Source organism: Georgenia sp. Z1491, assembly GCF_057652395.1.
This window is the reverse complement of sequence record NZ_CM172729.1, coordinates 56,186-77,533: the sequence shown is the minus strand read 5'-3', so window position 1 is coordinate 77,533 and position 21,348 is coordinate 56,186. Positions and strand designations below refer to the sequence as shown.

Below are 21,348 nucleotides of genomic sequence, written 5' to 3'. Positions count from 1 at the left end.
ACTGCGCGGGAAGGCCGGGCAGCCCGGGAGACCACGACCAGGGCGTCACGCCCTGACCACGGAGGGCACAGATGGACATCGGTTGGAAGATCGTGAGCACGGGCGCCGGCGTGGTCGCCGGCATCGCGGCGAACAAGATCCTCTCGAAGGGCTGGGTCGCGGTCACGGGCCACGAGCCGCCGGAGATCGTCGACGGTGACGACTCGGTCTCCCTTGTCGAGATCGTGGTGTTCACGGCCGTCTCGGGAGCCGTCGTCGGCCTGGTCCGCCAGCTGGCCATGCGCCAGGCCGCCAAGTGGTACAAGCCCGCCGAGCTGCAGAAGGTCTCGGACGACGTCTTCGACGACTGACGGCCGACGACTGACGGCAGGCGACCGGCGCCCGGGGTGCGAGGCGCGCCCGGCGCCACCGCCGGCCGCCGTCGCACTCCGGTGTCCGCGGGCCCGCACCACGCACGTGGCGCGGGCCCGCGTCGTGCCCGGCCGGCGGGGTAGCATGTCCGCGAACGACAGGGGAGCGCCGACCACGGCGCTGAGAGTGCGGCACGCCGCAGACCCTCGAACCTGATCCGGTTAGCACCGGCGGAGGTAGTCGGGACATCTCTCCGTCGTCGCGGTACCCGCCGCGGCGACGAACCCTGCGCACCCACGCAGGAGGTACGACATGCGCAGCACCATCACCGGCCCGGGCACCGGCTTCCGCCGCCCGGGCGCCGGCACGGACCACCCGGGCCCCCACCGCCGCGGCGCGCGGGCCCTCGGGCTCGGCACGGCCCTCGCCCTCACCCTCGCCGGCTGCTCGCTGGGCGGCGGGGACGAGGACACGGACGACTCCGAGAGCGCGGGCGACGCGGAGACGGCGGAGCAGGCGTCCGAGGGCGCGTCCGGCGGGTCCGGCGAGGCGCCGGCAGGCGCGGGCGGCGAGGTCGCTCTCGTCACGCACGACTCGTTCAACCTCCCCGACGAGCTGATCGAGCAGTTCGAGGCGGAGAGCGGGTACACGCTCGTCGTCACGGCGCCCGGGGACGCGGGCAGCGTCGTCAACGAGCTCCTCCTCACCGCGGGCAGCCCGTCCGCCGACGTCGTGTACGGCATCGACAACGCCTACGCGAGCCGTGCGATCGACGGGGGCGTGCTCGAGCCCTACACCTCGCCGGACCTGCCCGCCTCCGCGGAGGACCTGCTCGTCGACGGAGGGGACCAGCTCACTCCCGTCGACTTCGGCGACGTGTGCCTCAACGTCGACACCGCGTGGTTCGAGCGGGAGGGGCTCACACCGCCGCAGACGCTCGCGGACCTGACCGAGCCCGACTACGCGGACCTCACGGTCGTCACCGACCCGAACGTCTCCTCGCCGGGTCTCTCGCTCCTCGTGGCCACCGTCGCGGAGAGCGGCGAGGAGGGGTTCGCCGACTACTGGCAGAGCCTTCTCGACAACGGCCTGCGGGTCGTCGACTCCTGGTCGGACGCCTACTACGTCGACTTCACGTTCTCCGGCGGGGACCGCCCGATCGTCCTGTCCTACTCCTCCTCCCCGGCCGCGACCCCCACCGAGGACGGCACGGGCTCGACCACGGCGGCGCTGCTCGACACCTGCGTCCGGCAGGTGGAGTACGCGGGCGTCGTGGCGGACGCGAACAACCCCGAGGGTGCGCGCGCGGTGATCGACTGGTTGCTGTCCGCGGACGTCCAGGCCGCCATGCCCGACTCGATGTACATGTACCCCGTCGACGACGAGGCCCCGCTGCCCGAGGCGTGGTCCGAGTTCGCACCGCCCGCCGAGGAGCCGATCGAGATGCCGGCCGGCGAGATCGACGCGAACCGCGAGGAGTGGCTGCGCACCTGGGACGAGGTGGTCGGCGGTTGACGGCCCGCCGCCTCGCGCGCGCTCTCGCGGTCGGGGTGCCGGTCGCGTTCCTCGCGATCTTCTTCGTCGCGCCCGTCGCGGCGCTGGTGGTCCACGGGCTGCTACCGGGGGAGCGGATCCCCGGGATCCCCGCCGGCGACCCCGTGCTGGAGATCCTCGCGCGCAGGTCCACGCTCGACGCGCTCTGGCGCACCCTCGCGCAGGCGCTCGCCGCGACCGTCTGCGCGCTCGCGCTCGGGGTCCCGGGCGCGTACGTCCTGTACCGGACGTCGTTCCCCGGTCGCCGGATCCTGCGCGCGGTCGTCGCGGTGCCGTTCGTGCTGCCCACCGTGGTCGTCGGCGTCGCGTTCCGGGCGGTCCTCGCCCCGTCGGGCGTCCTGGGGTTCCTCGGGCTCGACCGGTCCCCGTGGGCGCTGCTCGCGGCGCTCGTGTTCTTCAACTACTCGGTCGTCGTCCGGGTGGTCGGGCCGGCGTGGGCCGCGCTGGACCCGCGGCCGGAGCAGGCGGCGCGCACGCTCGGCGCCTCCCCGTGGCGGGCGCTGCGCACGGTCACGCTGCCCGCCCTGGCCCCGGCGATCACCTCCGCCGGTGCGCTCGTCGCCCTGTTCTGCGCGACCTCCTACGGGATCGTCCGCAGCCTCGGCCCGCTCGGCTGGTCGACCCTCGAGACCGAGATCTGGCGGCTGGGCACCCGCAACCTCGACCTGCGCGGGGCCGCGGTGCTCTCGATCGTGCAGATCGCCGTCGTCGTGGCGGCCACCCTGCTCGTCGCGCGGTCCCGGCGCCCGGCCGGCCGGGCGCGTCCCGTCGCGACCCCGCCGCTCGACCTCCGCTCGCCCGGCACCCTGGGCGCCGCCGCGCTGACGGCCGCCGTCGTCGCCGGTCTGCTGATCGCGCCGATGCTCGGCCTCGTCGAGCGCTCGCTGCGCGCGGCCGACGGCTCGTGGACGCTCGACCACTACCGCGCGCTCGCGGGCGACGGCGGCGGGGCGCTCCCGCGCTCCGTGCTCGACGCCGCGGAGCTCTCCCTGCGGTCGGCCGTCGACGCGACCCTTCTCGCGCTCGTGGTGGGCCTGCTCGCCGCCGTCGTCATCGCCGGCCGGCCTGGTGCGGGGGAGCTCGTGGCGCGCGGCGGGGCCGGGCCGGGCGCGCATGGGGCGGCCGCGGCGCGGGCCGGTGGTGCGGACCGGGGCCGGGGCGCAGGGCGTAGGCCCGCCGGAGCCGGTCGTGGCCGCGCCCTGCTCGACACCCTCGTGATGCTGCCGATCGGCGTGTCCGCGGTGACGGTGGGCTTCGGTCTCGTGCTCCTGTCGGGGTGGTTGCCGGTCGACCTGCGTGGCTCGCCGCTCGCCGTCCCGATCGCACAGGCCGTCGTGGCGGTGCCGCTCGTGGTCCGCACCGTGGTGCCGGTGCTCAGGTCGGTTCCCGCCCGGCAGCGGGAGGTCGCCGCGACGCTCGGGGCGTCCCCGCGGCGGGTGCTGCTCACCGTCGACGGTCCTGCGCTCCTGCGCGCCGGCGGGGTGGCGACCGGCTTCGCGTTCGCGGTGTCGATGGGAGAGTTCGGGGCGACGAGCTTCCTCGCGCGCTCCACCGACCCGACACTGCCGGTGGCGGTCGTGCGCCTGCTCGGGCGGCCCGGCATCGACAGCCAGGGCACGGCGATGGCGGCCGCCGTGCTGCTGGCCGCGCTCACGGCCACGGTCATGGCGCTCGCCGAGCGCGCACGTGCGGAAGGGGATGCGGGATGGTGAACGACAGGCACGCGACGGTCACGGCGGACGCCGCCGGTGGCCTCGTCGTCGACGGGGTCTCGGTCGTCTACCCGGACGGGCACCGAGCCGTCGACGCGGTGTCGCTCAGCCTCGCGCCGGGTGAGGTCCTCGCGGTCGTCGGCGCCTCCGGGTCGGGCAAGTCCTCGCTGCTGCGTGCCGTCGCCGGGCTCGAGCCCCTCGCGTCCGGGGCGGTGCGTCTTGACGGTGCCGACCTCGCCGGGGTGCCCGTGCACCGGCGCGGGGTGGGGCTGCTCTTCCAGGACGGGCAGCTGTTCGACCACCTCGACGTCGCGGGGAACGTCGCGTACGGGCTGCGCTCCTTCGCCCGGGCCGAGCGGCCCACCCGGGCCGAGCGCGAGCAGCGGGTGGCCGAGCTGCTCGAGCTCGTCGGCCTCGCGGACCTGGCCGGCCGCGCCGTGACCACGCTGTCGGGCGGGCAGGCGCAGCGCGTGGCGCTCGCCCGCGCCCTCGCCCCGCGACCGCGGGCGGTCCTGCTCGACGAGCCGCTCTCGGCACTCGACCGCGCGCTGCGGGAACGGCTCGCCGTCGACCTCTCGGCGATCCTGCGCGCGGCCGGCGCCACCGCGCTGCACGTCACGCACGACCTGGACGAGGCGGCCACCGTCGCCGACCGGATCGCGGTGCTGTCGGCCGGTCGGCTGCGCCAGGTGGCGACCCCGCGGCAGCTGTGGTCGGCCCCCGCCGACCGGGAGGTCGCCGAGCTACTGGGACACGGGCCGGTGCTGCCGGCGTCCGCGCTCGGCCGCGGCGCGGACGGCGGGGACGGCGCGGACGGTGCGCACCGCGTCGTGGACGGCCCCGGCCGGGGCGAGGTCGCGCTGGCGCCCGGGGCTCTCGTCGTGCGTCCGGTCGGGAACGGGCCGGGCGGCCCGTCCGACGACGTCGCGGCCGTGCTGCCGGCCCGTGCCACGGGGGTGCGGCACGTGCGGGGCAGGACCTGGGTCGACGTCGTGCTCGAAGTGGACGGCGGCGTGCGGGCGCGGGCCCTCGTCCGCGGGGAGCCGGGCCGGGCCGCCGACGACGACGCTCCCGACCTGTCCGACGTGCGCGAGGTCGCGGTGCTCTCGGCGGGGATCGTCCGGATCGGCGACCCCGAGTCGTCGGCGCGCTGGTGAGGCGCGTCAGGCCGCGCGGGTGAACCGCGTCCGGAGGGTCTGAACGCCGGGGCCCTCGAGCCGGTCGAGGAACTCGGGGCGGCCGGCCATCGCCATGACGAGCTCGAGGGTGCGGCCGGAGACCCTCGGCCCCTCCCCGTACCGGAAGACGCCGTCGGTGGCGACGAGCTCGAGATCCTCGACCGCCGAGCTGGAGTTGACCGCCCAGTCCTTGGCGGCGTAGCTCAGCGCCACCTGCTCGACCGCGTCGTGGTCCGGTTCCGAGGAGATGCCGAGAGGTACGCGGACGTCCATGCCGTGCACCACCACCTCGCCGAGCCAGGCCCACGTGGTGCGGGTGGGCTCGATGCGGCTGGGGATCGTCGTGCGGAAGCGCCGCAGCGTCTCGGCGGGGGAGTCGCCCATGTGCTGGGCGAGGAGACGGGCGTTGTGGACGTCGGTGCGGAAGCGCGAGCCGACCATGCTCCGCAGCCAGGCGATCTTCCCCGTGCTGCCGGCGGCGGTGAGATGGGCGAGCGTCTCCTCGACGGTCCAGGCGCTGCTCAGGGAGGTGGTGCGCCACTGCTCGTCGGTGAGTCCCTCGAGGTCCTCGGCGAGGCGCGTGCGCTCCGTCTTGATCGCCTGCCACAACCGGTCCCGGTCCCAGGTGTCCACGGCATCCTCCGCGTGTCGGGAAGGTCAGGTTCTCACAGCCCGTCCACGGGCGGGAGGGGCCAGGTCACACACGTGGTCCGCAGGGACCGCAGGCGGGGCCGGACCCGGACGGCGGCCGCGGTACGCGGCCCTGGTCGCGCTGTGGGGCCTGGGCCGCGGTGCGCGGGCCGGGTCGCGGTGCGGTCAGGGCCCCGCGGGGGCCCGGCCGACCGAGGCGAAGGTCCCCACGAGGGTCTCGGCGTCGTCGGCGATGATCCCGTCGACCCCCTGGTCGAGCAGGCGACGCACGTCGTCCGGCGCGTCCACCGTCCAGGCGACCACCCGGAGCCGGAGGTCGTGCGCCATGCCGACCAGCCGGTCGGCGACCCGTGGGTTCGCCATGAGGGCGAGCCGGCCCAGGCGCCAGGCGGCGTGCGCGAAGTCGCCGCCGGCAGCGATCTCCCGCGGCGGGCGCACCCCGGACATCGCGCACAGGTAGAGCCGGAGCAGGGCCCGCCAGCCGAGCGCCGAGGCGACCCCCGTGCGGTCACGGATCTCGGCGAGCCAGCCGTCGAACCCGCCCGCGACGCAGACCCGGTCGGCCGCCCGGGTGCGGCGGACCGCGTCGACGAGCGGGCCGATGGCGGCCGCCTCCTTGACGTCGACGATGAAGCGCGAGTCCGGGAAGCGGGCGAGGAGGTCGTCGATGCGGGTGATCGGCTCGGCGCCGAGGACCCGGGCGGTCGCCAGCTCGACCCACGTGCGCGCCCCGACGGGTCCGACGAGGTCGGTGACGCGGTCGAGCGTGGCGTCGTGGAAGGCGACGGGCACCCCGTCCGCGGTCACGCGCACGTCGGTCTCGAGGTAGGTCAGTCCGGCGTCCGTGGCCCGGGCGAACGCGGCGACCGTGTTCTCCGGGGCGTTCGCCAGGCCGCCTCGGTGCGCGATCGCCCAGGGGCCGGTGCGCTGCCCGTACGGCACCGCGACGCGCGGGTACGGGGCGGGCAGTGGCTCGATGTCGAACATCGACCAGGCCGGGGACGGCGCGGAGGGGTGACCGGTCGTCGTGGCTCCCGGCAGGGGCGGGGCGCCCAGGTGTGCGGGCGACGTCGCCACGGGTACGGGTGCGGCGAGGTCGCTCGGCGGGAGGGTGGTGAACGACGTCCCGGGGTCCACGAGGATGGCCACGGCCCCATCCTGGGGCGGCCGGCGGCGCGATCCCCGCGACCTGGCTCACGATCACGAAGTGTTCACCGAGCCGCCGCCCGGGTGTCGTCGGGGGGTTGCCGCGACGTCGCTCGACCGGCCGGGCGCCGGGGTCCGGCCCCGCCGTCGTCAGGCGTGGCCGAGCAGCGCGACGAGGAAGTCCGAGGACGGTCGCAGCGCGCGCAGGTCCCACGTCCCCAGCAGGAGGTCGGGCGTGAGGCCGGCGGCCCGGGCGTCGGCGAGGAAGTCGTCGACCGGGTAGCCGCGGTCCGGCCCGAAGCCGACGGCGACGCGGCCGTCGGCGGCGAGGTGCCGGGCGAAGCCCGCCAGGGTGGGGCGCCTCTCGGCGTGGGAGAGGAAGGTGAGGACGTTCCCGGCGCAGACGACGGCGTCGAACGGCTCGTCTGTGCCCGTACGGGCGTCGAGCGCGCGATCGAGGTCGGCGATGTCGCCGACGAGCCACTGGGGACCGGGGTGGACGGCGCGGGCCTCCTCGACCAGCTCGGGGTCGAGGTCGACGCCGACGACGACGTGGCCCGCCGCCGCCAGCCGGCCCCCCACGCGGCCGGTGCCGGCACCGGCGTCGAGGATCCGTGCGCCGCGGGGGACCATCGCGTCGACGAGGCGGGCCTCGCCGCCGAGGTCCACCTCGTTGTCCGCCATGCGCCGGAACCGGTCGATGTACCAGCGCGAGTGGCCGGGATTCTCTGCGAGCATCGCGGTCCAGCCGTTGACGTCGTCCACGTCCCGACAGTAGCCGCGGGGTGCGCACCGGTGGCAACGGTGCGCGCGGGGAAGGGGTCACCCGTGGGCGACAATGGCCCGGACATGACGACTCCACCTGGCTCCGGCCCCGTCCCGGCTCCCGACTCCGAGCCGATGCCGCGGGAGATCTGGTTCCTCGTCGTCGCCTCGTTCATCGTGGCGATGGGCTACGGGCTGGTCGCGCCCGTGCTGCCGACGTACGCGCGGTCGTTCGGCGTGGGCGTGACGGCGGCGACCGTCGTCGTGTCCGCGTTCGCCTTCATGCGACTGGTGTTCGCCCCCGTCGGCGGGAGCCTCGTGGGTCGCCTCGGACCACGGGTCGTCTACGTGACGGGGCTCGTCGTCGTGGCGCTGTCGACCGGAGCGAGCGCGTTCGCCGGCGACTACTGGCAGCTCCTCACCTTCCGCGGGCTGGGTGGCATCGGCTCGACGATGTTCACCATCTCGGCGGCCTCCCTGGTCATCGCGCTCGCGCCGGTGGCGAAGCGGGGGCGGGCCTCGGCGCTGTTCGGCTCGGGCTTCCTGCTGGGCAACGTCCTCGGCCCCGTGCTGGGCGCCGCGTTGTCCGGGCTGGGCCTGCGGGCGCCGTTCATCATCTACGGGGTCGGGCTGCTCGTCGCCGCCGCCCTCGTCGCCGTGTTCGTCCGCCCGTCCCGGGCCGCGCGCGAGGCGGCGAAGGCGCGCGTGGACGCCCCGCCGACCCAGCCGCCGATGCGGGTGGCCGAGGCCATGCGGGACCCGGCCTACCGGGCGTCGCTCGTCTCCGGGTTCACGCACGGCTGGGCGAACATGGGCGTGCGGATGGCGATCATCCCGCTGTTCGTGGTCACCGTCGCCGGTGCGGGCGACTGGTCCCCGGGAGTCGCGCTGGCGAGCTACGCGATCGGCACGCTCGTCACCCTCAGGTGGAGCGGGCGGGCGATCGACCGCGTCGGACGCCGACCGCTGCTCATGGGAGGGCTGGCCTTCTCCGCCCTCACCGCCCTGCTGCTCGGACTCTCCTTCCACGTGGTGATGGTCCTCGTGCTGTGCGTGCTCGGCGGTGTGGCTGCGGCGGCCATCCAGCCGGCCCAGCAGGCGGTGCTCGCCGACGTGGTGGGACGCGAACGGAGCGGCGGCCCGGTGGTCGCGCGCAGCCAGATGGCGATGGACACCGGCACGATCCTCGGCCCGATCGTCTCGGGCGTGCTCGTGGACTCGGTCGGCTACGCGTGGGCCTTCGGCGTGGCCGGCGTGATCCTGCTGGTCGGACTCCTGCCGTGGCGGACCGCGCCGGAGACCCTGGAGCGCACGCGGCCCGACCATCCGTGACGAGTGAGGGGATTTTTTCCTGGCGAGTGAACGCGGCGGTTCAGCTTGGAGAGTGCGTGCGGGTCCGCCCGACCGACCGGCCCTTCTCCGCCCTGGCACGATGGCGGTCGACCTGACGGAACGAACCCGGGAGCAACGGTGACCGAGATCCAGCTGGGGGACATCCGCGCGCGCTGGTGGGGCGCCGAGCCTGCCGACGCCGAGGTGGCCGTCCTCGCCGTCCACGGCCGCGGACAGACGACCGACTACATGACGGCGGTCCTCGACCGGTTGCCGGGCGGACTCCCAGCCGTCGCTGCACTCCTGCCGCAGGCGGCGGATTGCTCGTGGTACCCCGAGCGGTTCGTCGCGCCGATCGAGCAGAACCAGCCATGGCTCGATGACGCGCTGGCCACCGTGACGCGCGGACTGGACGCTCTGGCCGAGGCGGGTCTGCCCCGGCAGCGCGTCGTCGTCCTCGGGTTCTCGCAGGGGTCGTGCCTGCTCTCGACGTTCCTCCTGCAGGAGAGCGGCGCCGCGGGTCTTGCGGGCGCCGCACTGTTCGCGGGCGGGTACGTCGGGCCGAGGGGCATGGCTCCGCCGACCGGCGACGCCTCGCTCGACGGTCTGCCCGTGCGTATGGCGCTCGCCGAGGCGGACGATCTGGCGCCGCTGTTCCGCACCGAGGAGACCGTGCGGGCCCTCGTCGAGCGCGGGGCCGAGGTCCGGCTGGACGTGCTTCCCGGTGAGGAGCACGTCGTCGCCGACTCGCAGGTCGAGGCGCTCGCCGAGCTCGTGCGGGACGCCGCGGCAGGTTGACGCGGGGGCTGCCGGCAGACGCGGCTCGACGGGTGCGGGCAGACGGAGAGCCTCGTTGGGAGCCGAGCCGAGCCGAGCCGAGCCGAGCCGAGCCGGGGCGGGGCGGCGGGCGAGGGGTTCGTCGTCGTCGGCTTGACCCGATCCGCCACGGCGGGCCGGGCGACGGGCGGCTCGCGGCGAGCCGGATCTAGCGTCGACATCGAGCGGCACGGAGCCGTGCCCGGCGCCGCACCACCCAGGTCGACGAGGAGCGAAGGAGCTTCCCATGCCCCACATCAACGGTTCCCACCACGTGACGCTGTCCGTCGGTGACGCGCAGGAGGACGTGGACTTCCACGTCAAGGTCCTCGGCATGCGCTTCATCAAGAAGACCGTCCTGTTCGACGGTGGCCTGCCGATCTACCACCTGTACTACTCCAACGCGGCGGGCGACCCGTCGGCCGTCATCACCACCTTCCCCTGGAAGCAGGCGGGTCTCGAGGGGCGCCGAGGGACCAACCAGGCTCGGGAGAACCAGCTGGCGGTGCCGGCGGGGTCGCTCAACTACTGGACGGACCGTCTGGGGTCGTTCGGCATCGAGACCCGCGACCTCGAGGCGCTGGGCACCCGCCGCCTGGCCTTCGACCACCCCTCGGGCATCAACTACCAGCTCGTCGAGGTCGAGAACGACCCGCGGGTCGGCTACCCCAAGGGGGGAGTCGGGGGCGAGCACGCGATCCACGGCATCTACGGGGTCGGCATCCACGTGCAGAACCCGGAGAACATGGTCGAGTTCCTGGGCGACTCGTTCTACAGCCGTGACGTCAAGGAGGAGGGTGAGCGGTTCCAGCTGGCCGTCGGCACCCCCGAGCACGGGAACAACGTCGAGCTCGTGGTCAACCGGACGGAGGAGCCGGGGACCTGGCGGTACGGGTCCGGCACGTTCCACCACTTCGCGTGGAACATGGACAACCTGGAGAACCAGGCCGAGGTGAAGTTCGACCTCGAGGGCATCGGCTACACCGACGTCTCCGACCTCAAGGACCGCACGTACTTCAAGTCCAACTACATGCGGACCCCCGGTGGCGCGCTGTTCGAGCTGGCCGTGACCCACGAGGAGGGCGGCTGGACCTGCGACGAGTCGCCCGAGGAGCTGGGCAGCAGGTTCATGCTTCCCCCGCACTGGGAGGACAAGCGGGACGAGATCATGCAGAAGCTCGACCCCGTGACGATCCCGACCAACCCCACGGACGCGACCCGGCCCACCACGCTCTGAGCGGCCCGATCTCAGCTACTCGCGCCGAGCCGGCGGTGCGGGTGGAGCCCTCCAGCGGCATCCACTCGCCGCGTCAAGGCTCCGCTCGCGGTGTGGGCTGCGTCGTGCGGGGCACGGCGTAGCCGCCGGACCGCGGCCGGTCCTCCCGCGGGGAGACACCGAACCGGTCCTTGTAGACCCGGGACAGGTGGGCGGGTGAGCCGAGTCCCCAGCGGCGTCCGAGGTCGGCCGCCGACACGTCGGCGAGTGCAGGGTCCTGCAGGTCGCGGCGAGCACGGGCGAGGCGACGGTCGGTGACGAACCGGGGCGCGCTCGTGCCCTCGGAGGCGAGCACCCGGGACAGGTACCGCTCGGAGATCCCGATGCCGGCGGCGACGCTGACCGCGCCGAGGTCCGGCTCGGCCAGGCTCCGGTCGACGAGGTGGCGGGCGAGCAGGAAGTAGCTGCGCAGCGAGGGCGCGGCCCCCGGTACGCACAGGCGCAGCGCCTCGAGCACGTCGGCCGGCCGCCACTCCCCGCCGGGGAGGAGCTCGGCGGGCGCGTCGTGCCAACGCGCGCCGCGCAGCATCGTCGAGGTCAGCGTGGCCACCCGCGGGTCCACGAGGCCGCCCGGGCGGGGCTCGAGCACCCGGGAGACCGCGGTCGTCGCAGTGACGGCGGTGAGGAAGTCCTCGCGCGGGACCAGCCACATGAGCAGGTGCATGCCGCGGTCGTACGCGCGCCGGAACGGGACGTCCGCGTCGAAGACCATGACCTCACCGGTGGCGACCGACCGGTGGGGACCGAGACCGTCGCCGTGCGCGGCCGGGCCCAGCTGCGCGGCGATCGCCACCGCTCCGGTCGGCCAGTGCTCGACGTCGCCGGTCGACCGGCCGACGACGTGGCTGCGTGCCTGCACCTCCGCGACGACGGAGTCCTCGGCCCGGGTGGAGCGGATGCGCGCGTCCATCGGTCGACGACCCGGTGTGCGCACGGAGATCTTGTGGAGGAGGTGGGCGCTCGCGGCCTCCCAGGACTCGTTGCGCACCGCGGGCTCGACCAGGGTGGTCGAGAACTCCCGGACCTCGGTCATGACGCGCTCCTTCGGGCGGTGCAGCGGTGCGGCGCCCTCGATGAGGATGCATGGGCGATCGGGGGGCGTCAAGGACGCGCGGTCCGTGTGCGCCGCCGATCGGGAGCCTGCCGCGTCCGTACCTCCGGCCGTCTTGTCTGGATCGGCCACGTCGGTCCGTTGGACGGACTTCCACGTGGTTCCGGCCTCACGTCGGGACGAGGATGAGGACCGGTCGGGGCCGCCGGGCCTCTCGGCGACCCGACGGGTCGGCGACGGCCCATGTCGACCGGTCGAGACCGTCGTCCACACGGAGGTGGAACAGATGACCAGCACGTCCAGCGTGTACGTCGCGCACGCCCAGCGCGTCGTCTCCGGCCCCGGTGCCGCGCGTACCGCGCTTGCCGGCGAGATCGAGGCGGTCGGGGGCGGGCCGGTGCTGCTCGTGGTCTCCGAGCGGGAGCTGGGCATCGCCGAGGCGCCGCTCGCCGCGCTCTCGGCGGCGGGCGTCGACGTCGCCGCGACGTTCCCCGACGTGCGCCCGCACGTCCCGGCCGACGCCGCGGAGGCCGCCCGCGCCGTCGCGCGCGACCACGGGGTTCGCACGGTCGTCGCCCTGGGCGGGGGCTCGACGACGGGGCTCGCCAAGGCGATCGCGCTGACCGACGACGTGCGGATCGTCGCGATCCCGACGACGTACGCGGGCTCCGAGGCGACGGTCGTCTGGGGGGTCACGGAGAACCAGCGCAAGACGAACGGGTCCGATCCGCGGGTCCTGCCGGCGTCGATCGTGTACGACCCGGAGCTGACCGTCACCCTTCCGGAGTCACTGTCGGTGACCTCCGGCCTCAACGCCATGGCTCACTGCGTCGACTCGCTCTGGGCGCCGTCGGAGTCCGCGGTCTCCACCGCCTACGCGACCGAGGGGATACGCGCCCTCGGACAGGGGCTCGCCCCCGTCGTGGCCGACGGCGCCGACCTCGCCGCGCGCGGTCGCCTCCAGGACGCCACCTACCTGGCCGCCGCTGCCTTCTCCGCGGCCGGCTCAGGGATGCACCACAAGATCTGCCACGTGCTCGGCGGCCGGTTCGACCTCGAGCACGCGGCCCTCCACACGGTGGTGCTGCCGCACGTGCTGGCATTCAACGCGCAGGCCGCACCTGACGCCGCGGCAAGGGTCGCGACCTCGCTCGCGGTCGCGGGGTACGGCGACGGGACCGACGCCGTCGGTGCGCTGCTGCACCTGTACGACGCGCTCGGCGCGCCGCGCGCCCTGGCCGACCTGGGGCTCCGGACGGAGGACCTCGACGAGGCCGCTGAGCTCGCACTGGAGAAGGTCCCCGCGTCCAACCCCCGCCAGGTCGGGACCGAGGATCTTCGCGCGCTCCTCGGACGCGCCCAGGCGGGCGAGGCCCCCCGCGGATGACCGCCGACGAGAGGTGCGCCCGACGCCGGGCCGGGGTCTCCGACCTGGCAGTGGCCCGACGCGGCCGCACCAGCACGGCGCCGGCGAGACGCGGTGCGACGGATCTGAACGATCAGCAGCCAGAGACACGGAGGTCATGACATGGCGAAGGTGGTCCCGGCCCCGGAGCCGGGTTCCGAGCAGGAGCACCGCGAGGCCCAGGTCCTCGAGGAGGTGCTCGCCAGCTTCGCGGGCACGCCCGACGCCCGCCTCCGCGAGGTGATGGAGAAGCTCGTCACGCACCTGCACGCGTTCATCCGCGACACACGCCTGACTCAGGACGAGTGGGACACCGCCATCGCGTTCCTGCGTGCGGCGGGCGACATCACCTCGGACGTGCGCCAGGAGTTCATCCTGCTCTCCGACGTGCTCGGCGCCTCGATGCTCACCGTGGCGGTCAACGAGCCGGCCCGTGGCGACGCGACGGAGGCCACGGTCTTCGGCCCGTTCTTCGTCGAGGACGCCCCGCACGTGGAGCTCGGCGGCGACATCGCCCAGGGTGCCGCGGGTACGCCCGCCTGGGTCTCGGGCACCGTGAAGGACGTTGACGGGAACCCGATCGCAGGCGCTCGCCTCGAGGTCTGGGAGGCCGACGACGACGGCTTCTACGACGTCCAGTACGAGGACGGACGCACCGAGGGCCGCGCCTACCTCATCTCCGGCGACGACGGCGACTTCCGGTTCTGGGGCGTACAGCCGACGCCCTACCCGATCCCGCACGACGGGCCGGTCGGCCAGCTCCTCGAGGCCACGCACCGCTCCCCGATGCGCGCCTCGCACCTGCACTTCATGGTCACCGCGCCCGGGTACCGGCGACTCGTCACGCACATCTTCGTGCGCGGGGACGAGCTGCTGACGTCCGACGCCGTGTTCGGCGTCAAGGAGTCGCTCATCAAGGACTGGATCCACCACGAACCCGGCAGCCCGACGCCGGACGGCCGTGAGATCGAAGGCCCGTGGACCTCCGCCGAGTTCGACATCGTCCTTGCGCACGCCGAGGACGGGGACGCGCAGGATCCGTCGGGCGCGGCCCCCAGCTCGTCGGCCCAGATGACGGGCCGGACCTGACCGGTCCGAGGTACGGCTGCGCGGTGCGGCAGAGAACGTGCCTACGGTCGGCCCATGGGTGCGGACGCGATCGCTGAGACGGGACGCGCCACCGAGGTGGTCGTCGTCGGTGCCGGGGCGGCGGGTTGTGCCGTCGCGGCGCGTCTCGCCGACGAGGGCCTGCGCGTGCTCCTGCTCGAGGCCGGCGCGCTCGGCGTGGACCCCATGATCAGCGTGCCGATGGGCTTCGTCCGCACGATGACCAGGCAGCCCCTGTCCTACCGGTACGACGCCGAGCCGGGGCCCGACGCACCGTCCGACGACGACCACTGCTCCGACATCACCTCCACCACCGACGACGACGGCACCAACGCGCACGGCTCCGCCGAGACCTGGTTGCGTGGTCGCGGTCCCGGCGGCTCGACGCTGATCAACGGCACGATGTATCTCCGCGGCGAGTCCCATCTCTACGAGGCGCTCGCGGCCGAGCTCGGACCGGCCTGGGCATGGCCCGAGTTCGAGGCGGCGTTCGCGCACGTCGAGCGCAGGCTTCCGGCGCCGGTGCCCGCCGCCGACCCCGGCGAGTCACCCGTCCTGCGCGCCCTCGCCGGCGGACTCGCGGCGACCGGTGCACCTTTCGTGCCGGACGTGCGCGTCGGGGGTGGCCCGCGTGCCGGCCGGACACCCGGCACGATCCGGTGGGGACGCCGCGTCACTGCCCTCGCGCTCCTGCGGCGTCACCTGCTCACCGGGCGCGTCCGGCTCGTCACCCGACGCCGCGCGGTCCGGGTCCTTCTGGAGGCGGGCCGTGCCGTCGGCGTCGTCGTGCGCACCCCGGACGGGCGGCATCTCGTGCACCGGGCCCGGGAGGTCGTCCTCGCGGCCGGCGCGCTCGAGTCGCCGCAGATCCTCGAGCGCTCCGGCATCGGAGACCCCGACCGACTGGCGAGCCTCGGCATCACGCCGCGCGTGACCTCGCGCGCGGTCGGGGAGGGGCTGCGCGAGCAGCGCGGCGCCACGGTCAAGCTGCGCATACACGACGGCCTCGGCATGAACGAGCGACTGCGCGGACCCGGCCTGCGCGGCACGATCCTCCGGTACCTGCTCACCGGGGCGGGACGCCTGGCGGGCGGCCCGTACGACCTCGTCGCATCCGTGGATTCGCGCGGTGGTCGGACGCCTGACCTGCAGCTTCTCCTCACCGAGGTCTCGACCGGTGACGACGGGCTGACGCCCGCCGAGCACGCCGGGCTCATGATCCAGGCTTTCCCGCTCGTGCCGCGCGCGACCGGTGCCGTGCACGCCACCGGACCCGATCCGGACGCCCGACCCGACCTCAGGGGCCCGCTCCTCGGCGACGTCCGTGACCGCGTCATGGCTGAACGCGCCCTCGCGGCGGCGCAAGCGGTGGCGGCGACGGACGAGGTCTCGCGCATCGCGATCGACGAGCTGGCCCCCGCGGAGCTCGCGCCCGCGGGTGATGTCGCCGCGGCCGCGCGCTACGTGCGGGACACGGGCGGCGCGATCTTCCACTCCGTGGGCACTGCCGCTGTCGGCGGACCGGACGCGGTGCTCGACGAGCGGCTGCGCGTCCGTGGCGTCCCCGGTCTACGGGTCGCCGACCTCTCGGCGCTCCCGTTCCACACCTCGGGCGGGACCCAGGCCGTCGCCATGGCGCTCGGGCACCTCGCGGGGGGCTGGATCGCGAACGACCTGCCCCACGGTCGCGCGCGCCCGGAGTGATCGGCGCGCTCGCGACGTCATCCTTTCAGTCGGCGAGTAGATCAGGCGTGATGTCCCACCAGGCCGGAACGCGCACGGCACTCCGCTACGCGACGCTCCGCGCGACGTCGTCGTAGGCGTCCAGAGCCAGCTCCACCAGGGCCGCGCGCATCTCGGTCCCGTGCTCGGCGGTGGCGTCCGTGGGATCCCCGAGGACACCGTTCGGGCTGAGCGCGCGCACCCCGCGCGCCCGCATCTCCTCGATGATCTCGCGGATCGGGGTCGTGTTCCCGGTCTCGGCCAGCTCCGTGCGCACGCGTTCGGGCGTCAGGTGCAGCAGCAGCGACGTCTCGGACCGGCCGGCGCGCGCATCCATGCCGGCCAGGCCGAGGTGGTGCCGGGCGAGCACGCGTCCCTCGGAGGCGCAGGTCTCGATCGCCGCACGGATCCCGGCCGCGTTCCCGCCGTGCCCGTTGATCGCGAGCACGGCGTCGAAGGTCGTTGCCGAGCCGCGGACGATCGCCACCAGCACGTCGCGCAGCGCCTCCGTACCGATCGAGATGGTGCCGGGGAAGTCGGCGTGCTCGTCGCTCGCCCCGTACGGCAGCGTCGGGGCGAGGACGGCGCCGGGCCGGGCCGCCACCACACCCTCGGCGACCGCCGTCGCCGTCGTGGCGTCGGTGTCCAACGGGAGGTGTGGCCCGTGCTGCTCGAGAGCGCCCACCGGGAGCACGAGGACGGTGGGCGTCCCGGACGTCCTGCCCTCGACCTCGGGCCACGTGGCGTCGGCGAGCCTCATCGGGGCCCCGAACCCGCGGCGCCCTGGTCCGTGGCTGCGGCGTCGGTGCGCGACGTCCCCGTCAGGCGTGCGGTGAGGCCCGCGGAGCGCTCGGCATCGAGGAGGTCGAGATGGTCGATCGCGCTGAACGCGGCGTCGATGCAGGTGGCGAGGTCGGCTGAACGGCGCGGGATCCACTGCCGGTAGGCGGCGATCGCCGTGGACAGTGCGACCTCCCCGAGGAGCTGCGGGCCGAACGCCGTGGCGTCCTCGCAGAGCCGGCGGCCGACGAACTCCGCGATCGCCCGGCGCCAGCCCTCGAACTTCAACAGGGAACGCGCGATGAGATCGGGCTCGGTGAGGATGAGCCGGAGCCGGGCCCGGTGCTGCGCCATGCCCTCGGGCGGCACCCGGTTGAAGTCGACGACGGCGATGCGCAGGGCCGCCATCATCGGCACGTCGTCGTCGACGTCGGCCAGGGTGGCGCGCAGGCGTTCGACCTCGGCGTCGAAGTCGCCCCAGACGACGTCGGCCTTCGTCTCGAAGTAGCGGAAGAAGGTGCGCCGGGAGACGCCGCCCGCGGCCGCGACCTGCTCGACCGAGACGTTCGCGTAGCCGTGCTCGGTGAAGAGGTCGACCCCGATCGTGGCGAGCGCGTCGTGCGTCGTCGCGCGCGGCCGACCCGGCGAACGGTCCGAGCCGGGCGTGCCCCGGTCGGCGTCGTCCGGGTCCGTCTCCGCGACGGAGTCCGGCCGGCCTTCCCCGCTGTCGTCGGTCCCACGGTCCGTCATCGGGCGTCCTCCCTCGGCGATCCGTTGCAGTGGCACACAGTGTCATATACGCTCACGAGAGCACTGTGTGGGCCAGCCCACACAAGGGTCCGACGTCCTGATGACTGTTCGAGGAGGAACACATGACCCAGTCCATCACGACGTCGCCCTGAGCCCGCTCCCGGCCCGCGACCTTCCCCGCGCGGACCTGGATCGACCGATCGACGTGGGGACCCACCTCCCTGGGCCCCTGCGTCACCGCACACAGACGTGAGGAGACAGCACATGGCAGGACGGCTCGAGGGCAAGGTCGCGCTCGTCTCGGGAGGTGCGCGCGGGCAGGGACGCTCCCACGCGCTGCGCCTCGCCGAGGAGGGTGCCGACATCATCACGTTCGACGTCGTCGCACCGATCGACGGCGTCGAGTACCCGGCGCCCACCGCGGAGGACCTCGCGGAGACCGTGGCGCAGGTCGAGGCGCTCGACCGCCGGATCGTCGCCCGCACCGCGGACGTGCGCGACTGGGCGGCGGTCAAGGCGGTCGTCGACGAGGGCGTCGCCGAGCTCGGCGGTCGCCTCGACGTCGTCTCCGCCAGCGCCGGCATCTTCACGTTCGGGACCCCCGCCGTCGAGGAGTCCGAGGAGTCCTGGGACACGATGCTCGACATCAACCTCAAGGGTGTGTGGCGCACGGTCAAGGCGGCCGCGCCGCACATGATCGAGGCCGGCAACGGCGGGTCCGTCGTGCTGACCAGCTCCACGGCAGGCCTGCAGGGGACCGCCAACGTCGGTTCCTACACCGCCGCCAAGCACGGCGTGGTCGGCCTCATGCGCACGCTCGCGCTCGAGCTGGGTACGCACAGGATCCGCGTCAACACGGTGCACCCGACCGCGGTCAGCACGCCGATGGTGCTCAACGACGCGCTGTACCGGCTTTTCGCGCCGGACCTGGAGAACCCGACGGAGGACGTGTTCCGCGAGCGCATCGAGGCGCTGCACGCCCTCCCGGTCTCAGCGGTCGAGCCCGTGGACATCTCGAACGCCATCGTCTGGCTGTCCTCGGAGGAGGCCCGGTACGTCACCGGCACCGAGATCAAGGTCGACGCCGGCTTCACGCTCTGACAGATCCGACGACAGGCCACCAACGATCACGACGAAGGAGTCACGCATCATGGCTGGACGAGTAGAAGGAAAGGTCGCGTTCATCTCCGGGGCGGCGCGCGGGCAGGGGCGCTCGCACGCCATCCGGCTCGCCGAGGAGGGGGCGGACATCATCGCCTTCGACATCTGCAAGGACGTGGAGACCAACGAGTACGCGGGCTCGACGCCCGAGGACCTCGCCGAGACCGTGCGGCAGGTCGAGGCCCTCGACCGGCGCATCGTCGCTCGTGAGGTCGACGTCCGGGACTACGACGCCGTCAAGGCGGTGGCGGACGAGGGTGTGGCCGAGCTGGGCCGACTGGACATCGTCGCCGGGAATGCCGGCATCACCGGTGAGCTCAACCCGACCGAGGACCAGTCCGAGTTCGGGTGGCAGACGATGATCGACGTCAACCTCACCGGCGTGCGTCATACGGCCAAGGCGGCCATCCCGCACATCAAGGCGGGCGGGAACGGCGGAGCGATCATCCTCACGAGCTCGACCGCCGGGATCAAGGGCTACGCCAACCTCTCCCACTACGTCGCGGCCAAGCACGGCGTCGTCGGGCTCATGAAGGCGCTGGTCCTCGAGCTGGCCGGGGACAGTATCCGGGTCAACACCGTGCACCCCACCCAGGTGGATACGGACATGATCCAGAACGACTCGCTGTACCGGCTGTTCCTCCCGGACAAGGAGAACCCCACGAGGGAAGACTTCGCGGCGGTCTCGCGTGGCATGCAGGCGCTGCCGATCCCATGGGTCGAGGCCCGTGACATCTCGAACGCCCTGCTCTTCCTCGCCTCCGACGAGGCTCGGTACATCACCGGCCAGCAGCTGAAGGTCGACGCCGGCCAGACCAGCCTCTGACCCCGTCCCCGATCCATTGCTGAACGCACGACGAAGGAGTCACGAATCATGGCTGGACGAGTAGAAGGAAAGGTCGCGTTCATCTCCGGGGCGGCGCGCGGGCAGGGGCGCTCGCACGCCATCCGGCTCGCCGAGGAGGGCGCGGACATCATCGCGTTCGACATCTGCAAGGACGTGGACTCGGTGCCGTTCCCGGGAGCGACGCCCGAGGACCTCGCCGAGACCGTGCGGCAGGTCGAGGCGCTCGACCGCCGGATCGTCGCCCGCGAGGCGGACGTGCGGGACTTCGACGCGGTCAAGGCGGTCGCGGACGAGGGCGTGGCCGAGCTCGGACGGATCGACATCGTCTCGGGCAACGCGGGGATCTCCGGTGAGCTCAACCCCGCCGCCGTGATGTCCGAGGTGGGGTGGCAGGAGATGATCGACATCAACCTCACCGGCGTGTGGCACACGGCCAAGGCGGCCATCCCGCACATCCAGGCCGGCGGCAACGGCGGGGCGATCGTCATCACCAGCTCCGTCGCCGGGCTCAAGGGGATGGGCAACATCGCGCACTACGTCTCGGCGAAGCACGGCGTCGTCGGACTCATGCGGGCGCTCGCCATCGAGCTGGCCCCCGACAACATCCGCGTCAACTCCATCCACCCCACCCAGGTGGACACCCCGATGATCATGAACGACACGATCAAGGGACTGTTCACGGGCAACGAGAACGCGTCGGACGAGGAGTTCGCCGGTGTGTCGCAGGCGATGAACACCCTGCCGATCCCGTGGGTCGAGGCTCGTGACATCTCCAACGCCCTGCTGTTCCTCGCGTCCGACGAGGGCCGTTTCATCACCGGTGTGCCACTGCCCGTCGACGCCGGCGCGCTGCTCAAGTAGCTCGACAACCAGTACGAGAACCCACGAAGGAGTCACGAACCGTGGCAGGACGTATGGAAGGCAAGGTCGTCTTCATCACCGGCGCCGCTCGCGGCCAGGGGCGCAGCCACGCGCTGCGTCTCGCGGAGGAGGGGGCCGACATCATCGCCATCGACATCTGCGAGTCGGTGCCAGGAGTCGTCTACGACGGTGCGACCTCGGAGGACCTTGCCGAGACCGTGCGGCAGGTCGAGGCGCTCGACCGCCGGATCGTCGCGCGGGAGGCCGACGTGCGGGACGAGGACGCCCTCGCCTCCGCGGTGGCGGACGGCGTGGCCGAGCTCGGCCGTCTCGACGGCGCCGTGGCGAACGCGGGCATCGACATCATCAAGCACTGGCAGGACTTCACCAAGGACGACTGGGACAACACGATCGGCACGAACCTCACCGGCGTGTGGAACACGGTCCGTGCGGTCGCGCCGGCGATCATCGACGGCGGCAACGGCGGGTCGATCGTCCTCATCTCCTCGGCCAACGGCATCAAGCCCGGACCGTTCAACGCCCCGTACAACGCGGCGAAGTTCGGCGTCACGGCGCTGTCGAAGTCGTTCGCCATGGAGCTGGGCAAGCACCGCATCCGGGTCAACAGCATCCACCCCGGTGCCGTCGAGACCCACATGGGAACGGGCGCGGCGGGCAACATCGGGGAGCTCGACAAGGAGAACCCGGGTCTCCTTCAGATGCTCAACGGGTGGTTCAACAACGACGACGGAAGTCTGAACTTCATGCAGCCGCGCGAGATCTCCAACGCGGTCCTGTACCTGCTGTCCGACGAGTCCCCCTTCACGACGGGGCTCGCGATGAACGTCGACGGCGGGATGGCGTCCTACTGACGGCCCCCGGC

The 21,348-nt window shown here is 73.4% G+C and carries 20 protein-coding genes and 1 riboswitch; of the genes, 14 read left to right on the top strand and 6 right to left on the bottom strand.

From position 1 onward, the window contains the following. The first annotated feature begins 71 nt into the window (after nt 1-71). The 4 genes from AC24HA_RS00345 to AC24HA_RS00330 all read left to right on the top strand — a co-directional run bounded on the left by AC24HA_RS00345 (nt 72) and on the right by AC24HA_RS00330 (nt 4,774). The gene (locus AC24HA_RS00345; RefSeq protein ID WP_425707470.1) at nt 72-350 is read left to right on the top strand and encodes a DUF4235 domain-containing protein; all 279 of its coding nucleotides are present in this window, start codon (nt 72-74) and stop codon (nt 348-350) included. Between the two features lie 150 nt (nt 351-500). Next, nucleotides 501-607: riboswitch (TPP riboswitch) on the top strand. 56 nt (nt 608-663) lie between these two features. Next, entirely contained in the window at nt 664-1,866 is a 1,203-nt protein-coding gene (locus tag AC24HA_RS00340) for a thiamine ABC transporter substrate-binding protein (protein ID WP_425707471.1), read from the top strand. After that, nucleotides 1,863-3,617, top strand: a complete 1,755-nt coding sequence (locus AC24HA_RS00335; RefSeq protein ID WP_425707472.1) for an ABC transporter permease — start codon at nt 1,863-1,865, stop codon at nt 3,615-3,617. The genes AC24HA_RS00340 and AC24HA_RS00335 overlap by 4 nt, the downstream gene beginning before the upstream one ends. Further along, entirely contained in the window at nt 3,611-4,774 is a 1,164-nt protein-coding gene (locus AC24HA_RS00330; RefSeq protein ID WP_425707473.1) for an ABC transporter ATP-binding protein, read from the top strand. The genes AC24HA_RS00335 and AC24HA_RS00330 overlap by 7 nt, the downstream gene beginning before the upstream one ends. Nucleotides 4,775-4,780: 6 nt before the next feature. Here AC24HA_RS00330 and AC24HA_RS00325 read toward each other — a convergent pair whose 3' ends face one another. The 3 genes from AC24HA_RS00325 to AC24HA_RS00315 form a co-directional block, all read right to left on the bottom strand. Beyond that, entirely contained in the window at nt 4,781-5,428 is a 648-nt protein-coding gene (locus tag AC24HA_RS00325) for a maleylpyruvate isomerase family mycothiol-dependent enzyme (RefSeq protein ID WP_425707474.1), read from the bottom strand. A gap of 183 nt (nt 5,429-5,611) precedes the next feature. After that, complete coding sequence (locus AC24HA_RS00320) at nt 5,612-6,595, bottom strand: glycerophosphodiester phosphodiesterase family protein (protein ID WP_425707475.1); 984 nt, start codon at nt 6,593-6,595, stop codon at nt 5,612-5,614. Nucleotides 6,596-6,742: 147 nt separating this feature from the next. Next, nucleotides 6,743-7,330 (bottom strand): class I SAM-dependent methyltransferase, encoded by a 588-nt coding sequence (locus AC24HA_RS00315; protein WP_487563652.1) that lies wholly within the window; start codon nt 7,328-7,330, stop codon nt 6,743-6,745. Nucleotides 7,331-7,441: 111 nt separating this feature from the next. Here AC24HA_RS00315 and AC24HA_RS00310 point away from each other — a divergent pair, with 111 nt between their 5' ends. The 3 genes from AC24HA_RS00310 (at nt 7,442) to AC24HA_RS00300 (ending at nt 10,742) form a co-directional block, all read left to right on the top strand. Further along, complete coding sequence (locus AC24HA_RS00310) at nt 7,442-8,689, top strand: MFS transporter (protein ID WP_425707477.1); 1,248 nt, start codon at nt 7,442-7,444, stop codon at nt 8,687-8,689. 138 nt (nt 8,690-8,827) lie between these two features. Beyond that, nucleotides 8,828-9,487: an alpha/beta hydrolase gene (locus tag AC24HA_RS00305; RefSeq protein ID WP_425707478.1), complete on the top strand. Its 660-nt coding sequence runs from the start codon at nt 8,828-8,830 to the stop codon at nt 9,485-9,487. A gap of 265 nt (nt 9,488-9,752) precedes the next feature. Then, entirely contained in the window at nt 9,753-10,742 is a 990-nt protein-coding gene (locus AC24HA_RS00300) for a VOC family protein (RefSeq protein ID WP_425707479.1), read from the top strand. Nucleotides 10,743-10,815: 73 nt separating this feature from the next. Here AC24HA_RS00300 and AC24HA_RS00295 read toward each other — a convergent pair whose 3' ends face one another. Then, nucleotides 10,816-11,814 (bottom strand): helix-turn-helix domain-containing protein, encoded by a 999-nt coding sequence (locus tag AC24HA_RS00295; RefSeq protein ID WP_425707480.1) that lies wholly within the window; start codon nt 11,812-11,814, stop codon nt 10,816-10,818. A 304-nt stretch (nt 11,815-12,118) separates the two neighbouring features. Between AC24HA_RS00295 and AC24HA_RS00290 the strand changes: the two genes are divergently transcribed. From AC24HA_RS00290 to AC24HA_RS00280, 3 genes are all read left to right on the top strand, one after another. Then, a complete protein-coding gene (locus AC24HA_RS00290) occupies nt 12,119-13,219 on the top strand; it encodes a maleylacetate reductase (protein ID WP_425707481.1) in 1,101 nt (366 codons plus the stop codon). A gap of 141 nt (nt 13,220-13,360) precedes the next feature. Then, on the top strand, nt 13,361-14,326 hold the full coding sequence (locus AC24HA_RS00285; RefSeq protein WP_425707482.1) for a dioxygenase family protein: 966 nt from the start codon (nt 13,361-13,363) through the stop codon (nt 14,324-14,326). Between the two features lie 54 nt (nt 14,327-14,380). Then, the gene (locus AC24HA_RS00280) at nt 14,381-16,048 is read left to right on the top strand and encodes a GMC family oxidoreductase (RefSeq protein WP_425707483.1); all 1,668 of its coding nucleotides are present in this window, start codon (nt 14,381-14,383) and stop codon (nt 16,046-16,048) included. Nucleotides 16,049-16,133: 85 nt separating this feature from the next. On the opposite strand, the gene mftE is transcribed toward AC24HA_RS00280, so the two are convergent. Both mftE and mftR read right to left on the bottom strand, forming a co-directional pair. Next, nucleotides 16,134-16,826 (bottom strand): mycofactocin biosynthesis peptidyl-dipeptidase MftE, encoded by a 693-nt coding sequence (mftE, locus tag AC24HA_RS00275; protein ID WP_425707484.1) that lies wholly within the window; start codon nt 16,824-16,826, stop codon nt 16,134-16,136. Continuing rightward, nucleotides 16,823-17,596 carry a mycofactocin system transcriptional regulator MftR gene (gene mftR, locus AC24HA_RS00270; protein WP_425707485.1) on the bottom strand — a complete coding sequence of 258 codons (774 nt, stop codon included), beginning with the start codon at nt 17,594-17,596 and terminating at the stop codon, nt 16,823-16,825. Before mftR ends, mftE begins: the two co-directional genes overlap by 4 nt. 264 nt (nt 17,597-17,860) lie before the next feature. Here mftR and AC24HA_RS00265 point away from each other — a divergent pair, with 264 nt between their 5' ends. The 4 genes from AC24HA_RS00265 to AC24HA_RS00250 are packed head-to-tail and all read left to right on the top strand — an operon-like array spanning nt 17,861 to nt 21,337. Continuing rightward, nucleotides 17,861-18,697 carry a mycofactocin-coupled SDR family oxidoreductase gene (locus AC24HA_RS00265; protein WP_425707486.1) on the top strand — a complete coding sequence of 279 codons (837 nt, stop codon included), beginning with the start codon at nt 17,861-17,863 and terminating at the stop codon, nt 18,695-18,697. Between the two features lie 49 nt (nt 18,698-18,746). Beyond that, nucleotides 18,747-19,583, top strand: a complete 837-nt coding sequence (locus AC24HA_RS00260) for a mycofactocin-coupled SDR family oxidoreductase (RefSeq protein WP_425707487.1) — start codon at nt 18,747-18,749, stop codon at nt 19,581-19,583. A 48-nt stretch (nt 19,584-19,631) separates the two neighbouring features. Further along, nucleotides 19,632-20,465 carry a mycofactocin-coupled SDR family oxidoreductase gene (locus AC24HA_RS00255; protein WP_425707488.1) on the top strand — a complete coding sequence of 278 codons (834 nt, stop codon included), beginning with the start codon at nt 19,632-19,634 and terminating at the stop codon, nt 20,463-20,465. Nucleotides 20,466-20,518: 53 nt separating this feature from the next. Next, nucleotides 20,519-21,337 carry a mycofactocin-coupled SDR family oxidoreductase gene (locus AC24HA_RS00250; protein ID WP_487563557.1) on the top strand — a complete coding sequence of 273 codons (819 nt, stop codon included), beginning with the start codon at nt 20,519-20,521 and terminating at the stop codon, nt 21,335-21,337. The last annotated feature ends 11 nt before the right edge of the window (nt 21,338-21,348 follow it).

Excerpts from the sequence above, each read along its gene's own strand:
- AC24HA_RS00330 (WP_425707473.1), top strand. The coding sequence starts at position 3,611 with ATGGTGAACGACAGGCACGCGACGGTCACGGCGGACGCCGCCGGTGGC.
- AC24HA_RS00280 (WP_425707483.1), top strand. The coding sequence starts at position 14,381 with ATGGGTGCGGACGCGATCGCTGAGACGGGACGCGCCACCGAGGTGGTC.
- AC24HA_RS00295 (WP_425707480.1), bottom strand. The coding sequence starts at position 11,814 with ATGACCGAGGTCCGGGAGTTCTCGACCACCCTGGTCGAGCCCGCGGTG.
- AC24HA_RS00260 (WP_425707487.1), top strand. The coding sequence starts at position 18,747 with ATGGCTGGACGAGTAGAAGGAAAGGTCGCGTTCATCTCCGGGGCGGCG.
- AC24HA_RS00265 (WP_425707486.1), top strand. The coding sequence starts at position 17,861 with ATGGCAGGACGGCTCGAGGGCAAGGTCGCGCTCGTCTCGGGAGGTGCG.
- AC24HA_RS00290 (WP_425707481.1), top strand. The coding sequence starts at position 12,119 with ATGACCAGCACGTCCAGCGTGTACGTCGCGCACGCCCAGCGCGTCGTC.
- AC24HA_RS00255 (WP_425707488.1), top strand. The coding sequence starts at position 19,632 with ATGGCTGGACGAGTAGAAGGAAAGGTCGCGTTCATCTCCGGGGCGGCG.
- AC24HA_RS00310 (WP_425707477.1), top strand. The coding sequence starts at position 7,442 with ATGACGACTCCACCTGGCTCCGGCCCCGTCCCGGCTCCCGACTCCGAG.
- AC24HA_RS00315 (WP_487563652.1), bottom strand. The coding sequence starts at position 7,330 with ATGCTCGCAGAGAATCCCGGCCACTCGCGCTGGTACATCGACCGGTTC.
- mftE (WP_425707484.1), bottom strand. The coding sequence starts at position 16,826 with ATGAGGCTCGCCGACGCCACGTGGCCCGAGGTCGAGGGCAGGACGTCC.
- AC24HA_RS00250 (WP_487563557.1), top strand. The coding sequence starts at position 20,519 with ATGGAAGGCAAGGTCGTCTTCATCACCGGCGCCGCTCGCGGCCAGGGG.
- AC24HA_RS00340 (WP_425707471.1), top strand. The coding sequence starts at position 664 with ATGCGCAGCACCATCACCGGCCCGGGCACCGGCTTCCGCCGCCCGGGC.
- mftR (WP_425707485.1), bottom strand. The coding sequence starts at position 17,596 with ATGACGGACCGTGGGACCGACGACAGCGGGGAAGGCCGGCCGGACTCC.
- AC24HA_RS00345 (WP_425707470.1), top strand. The coding sequence starts at position 72 with ATGGACATCGGTTGGAAGATCGTGAGCACGGGCGCCGGCGTGGTCGCC.
- AC24HA_RS00285 (WP_425707482.1), top strand. The coding sequence starts at position 13,361 with ATGGCGAAGGTGGTCCCGGCCCCGGAGCCGGGTTCCGAGCAGGAGCAC.
- AC24HA_RS00300 (WP_425707479.1), top strand. The coding sequence starts at position 9,753 with ATGCCCCACATCAACGGTTCCCACCACGTGACGCTGTCCGTCGGTGAC.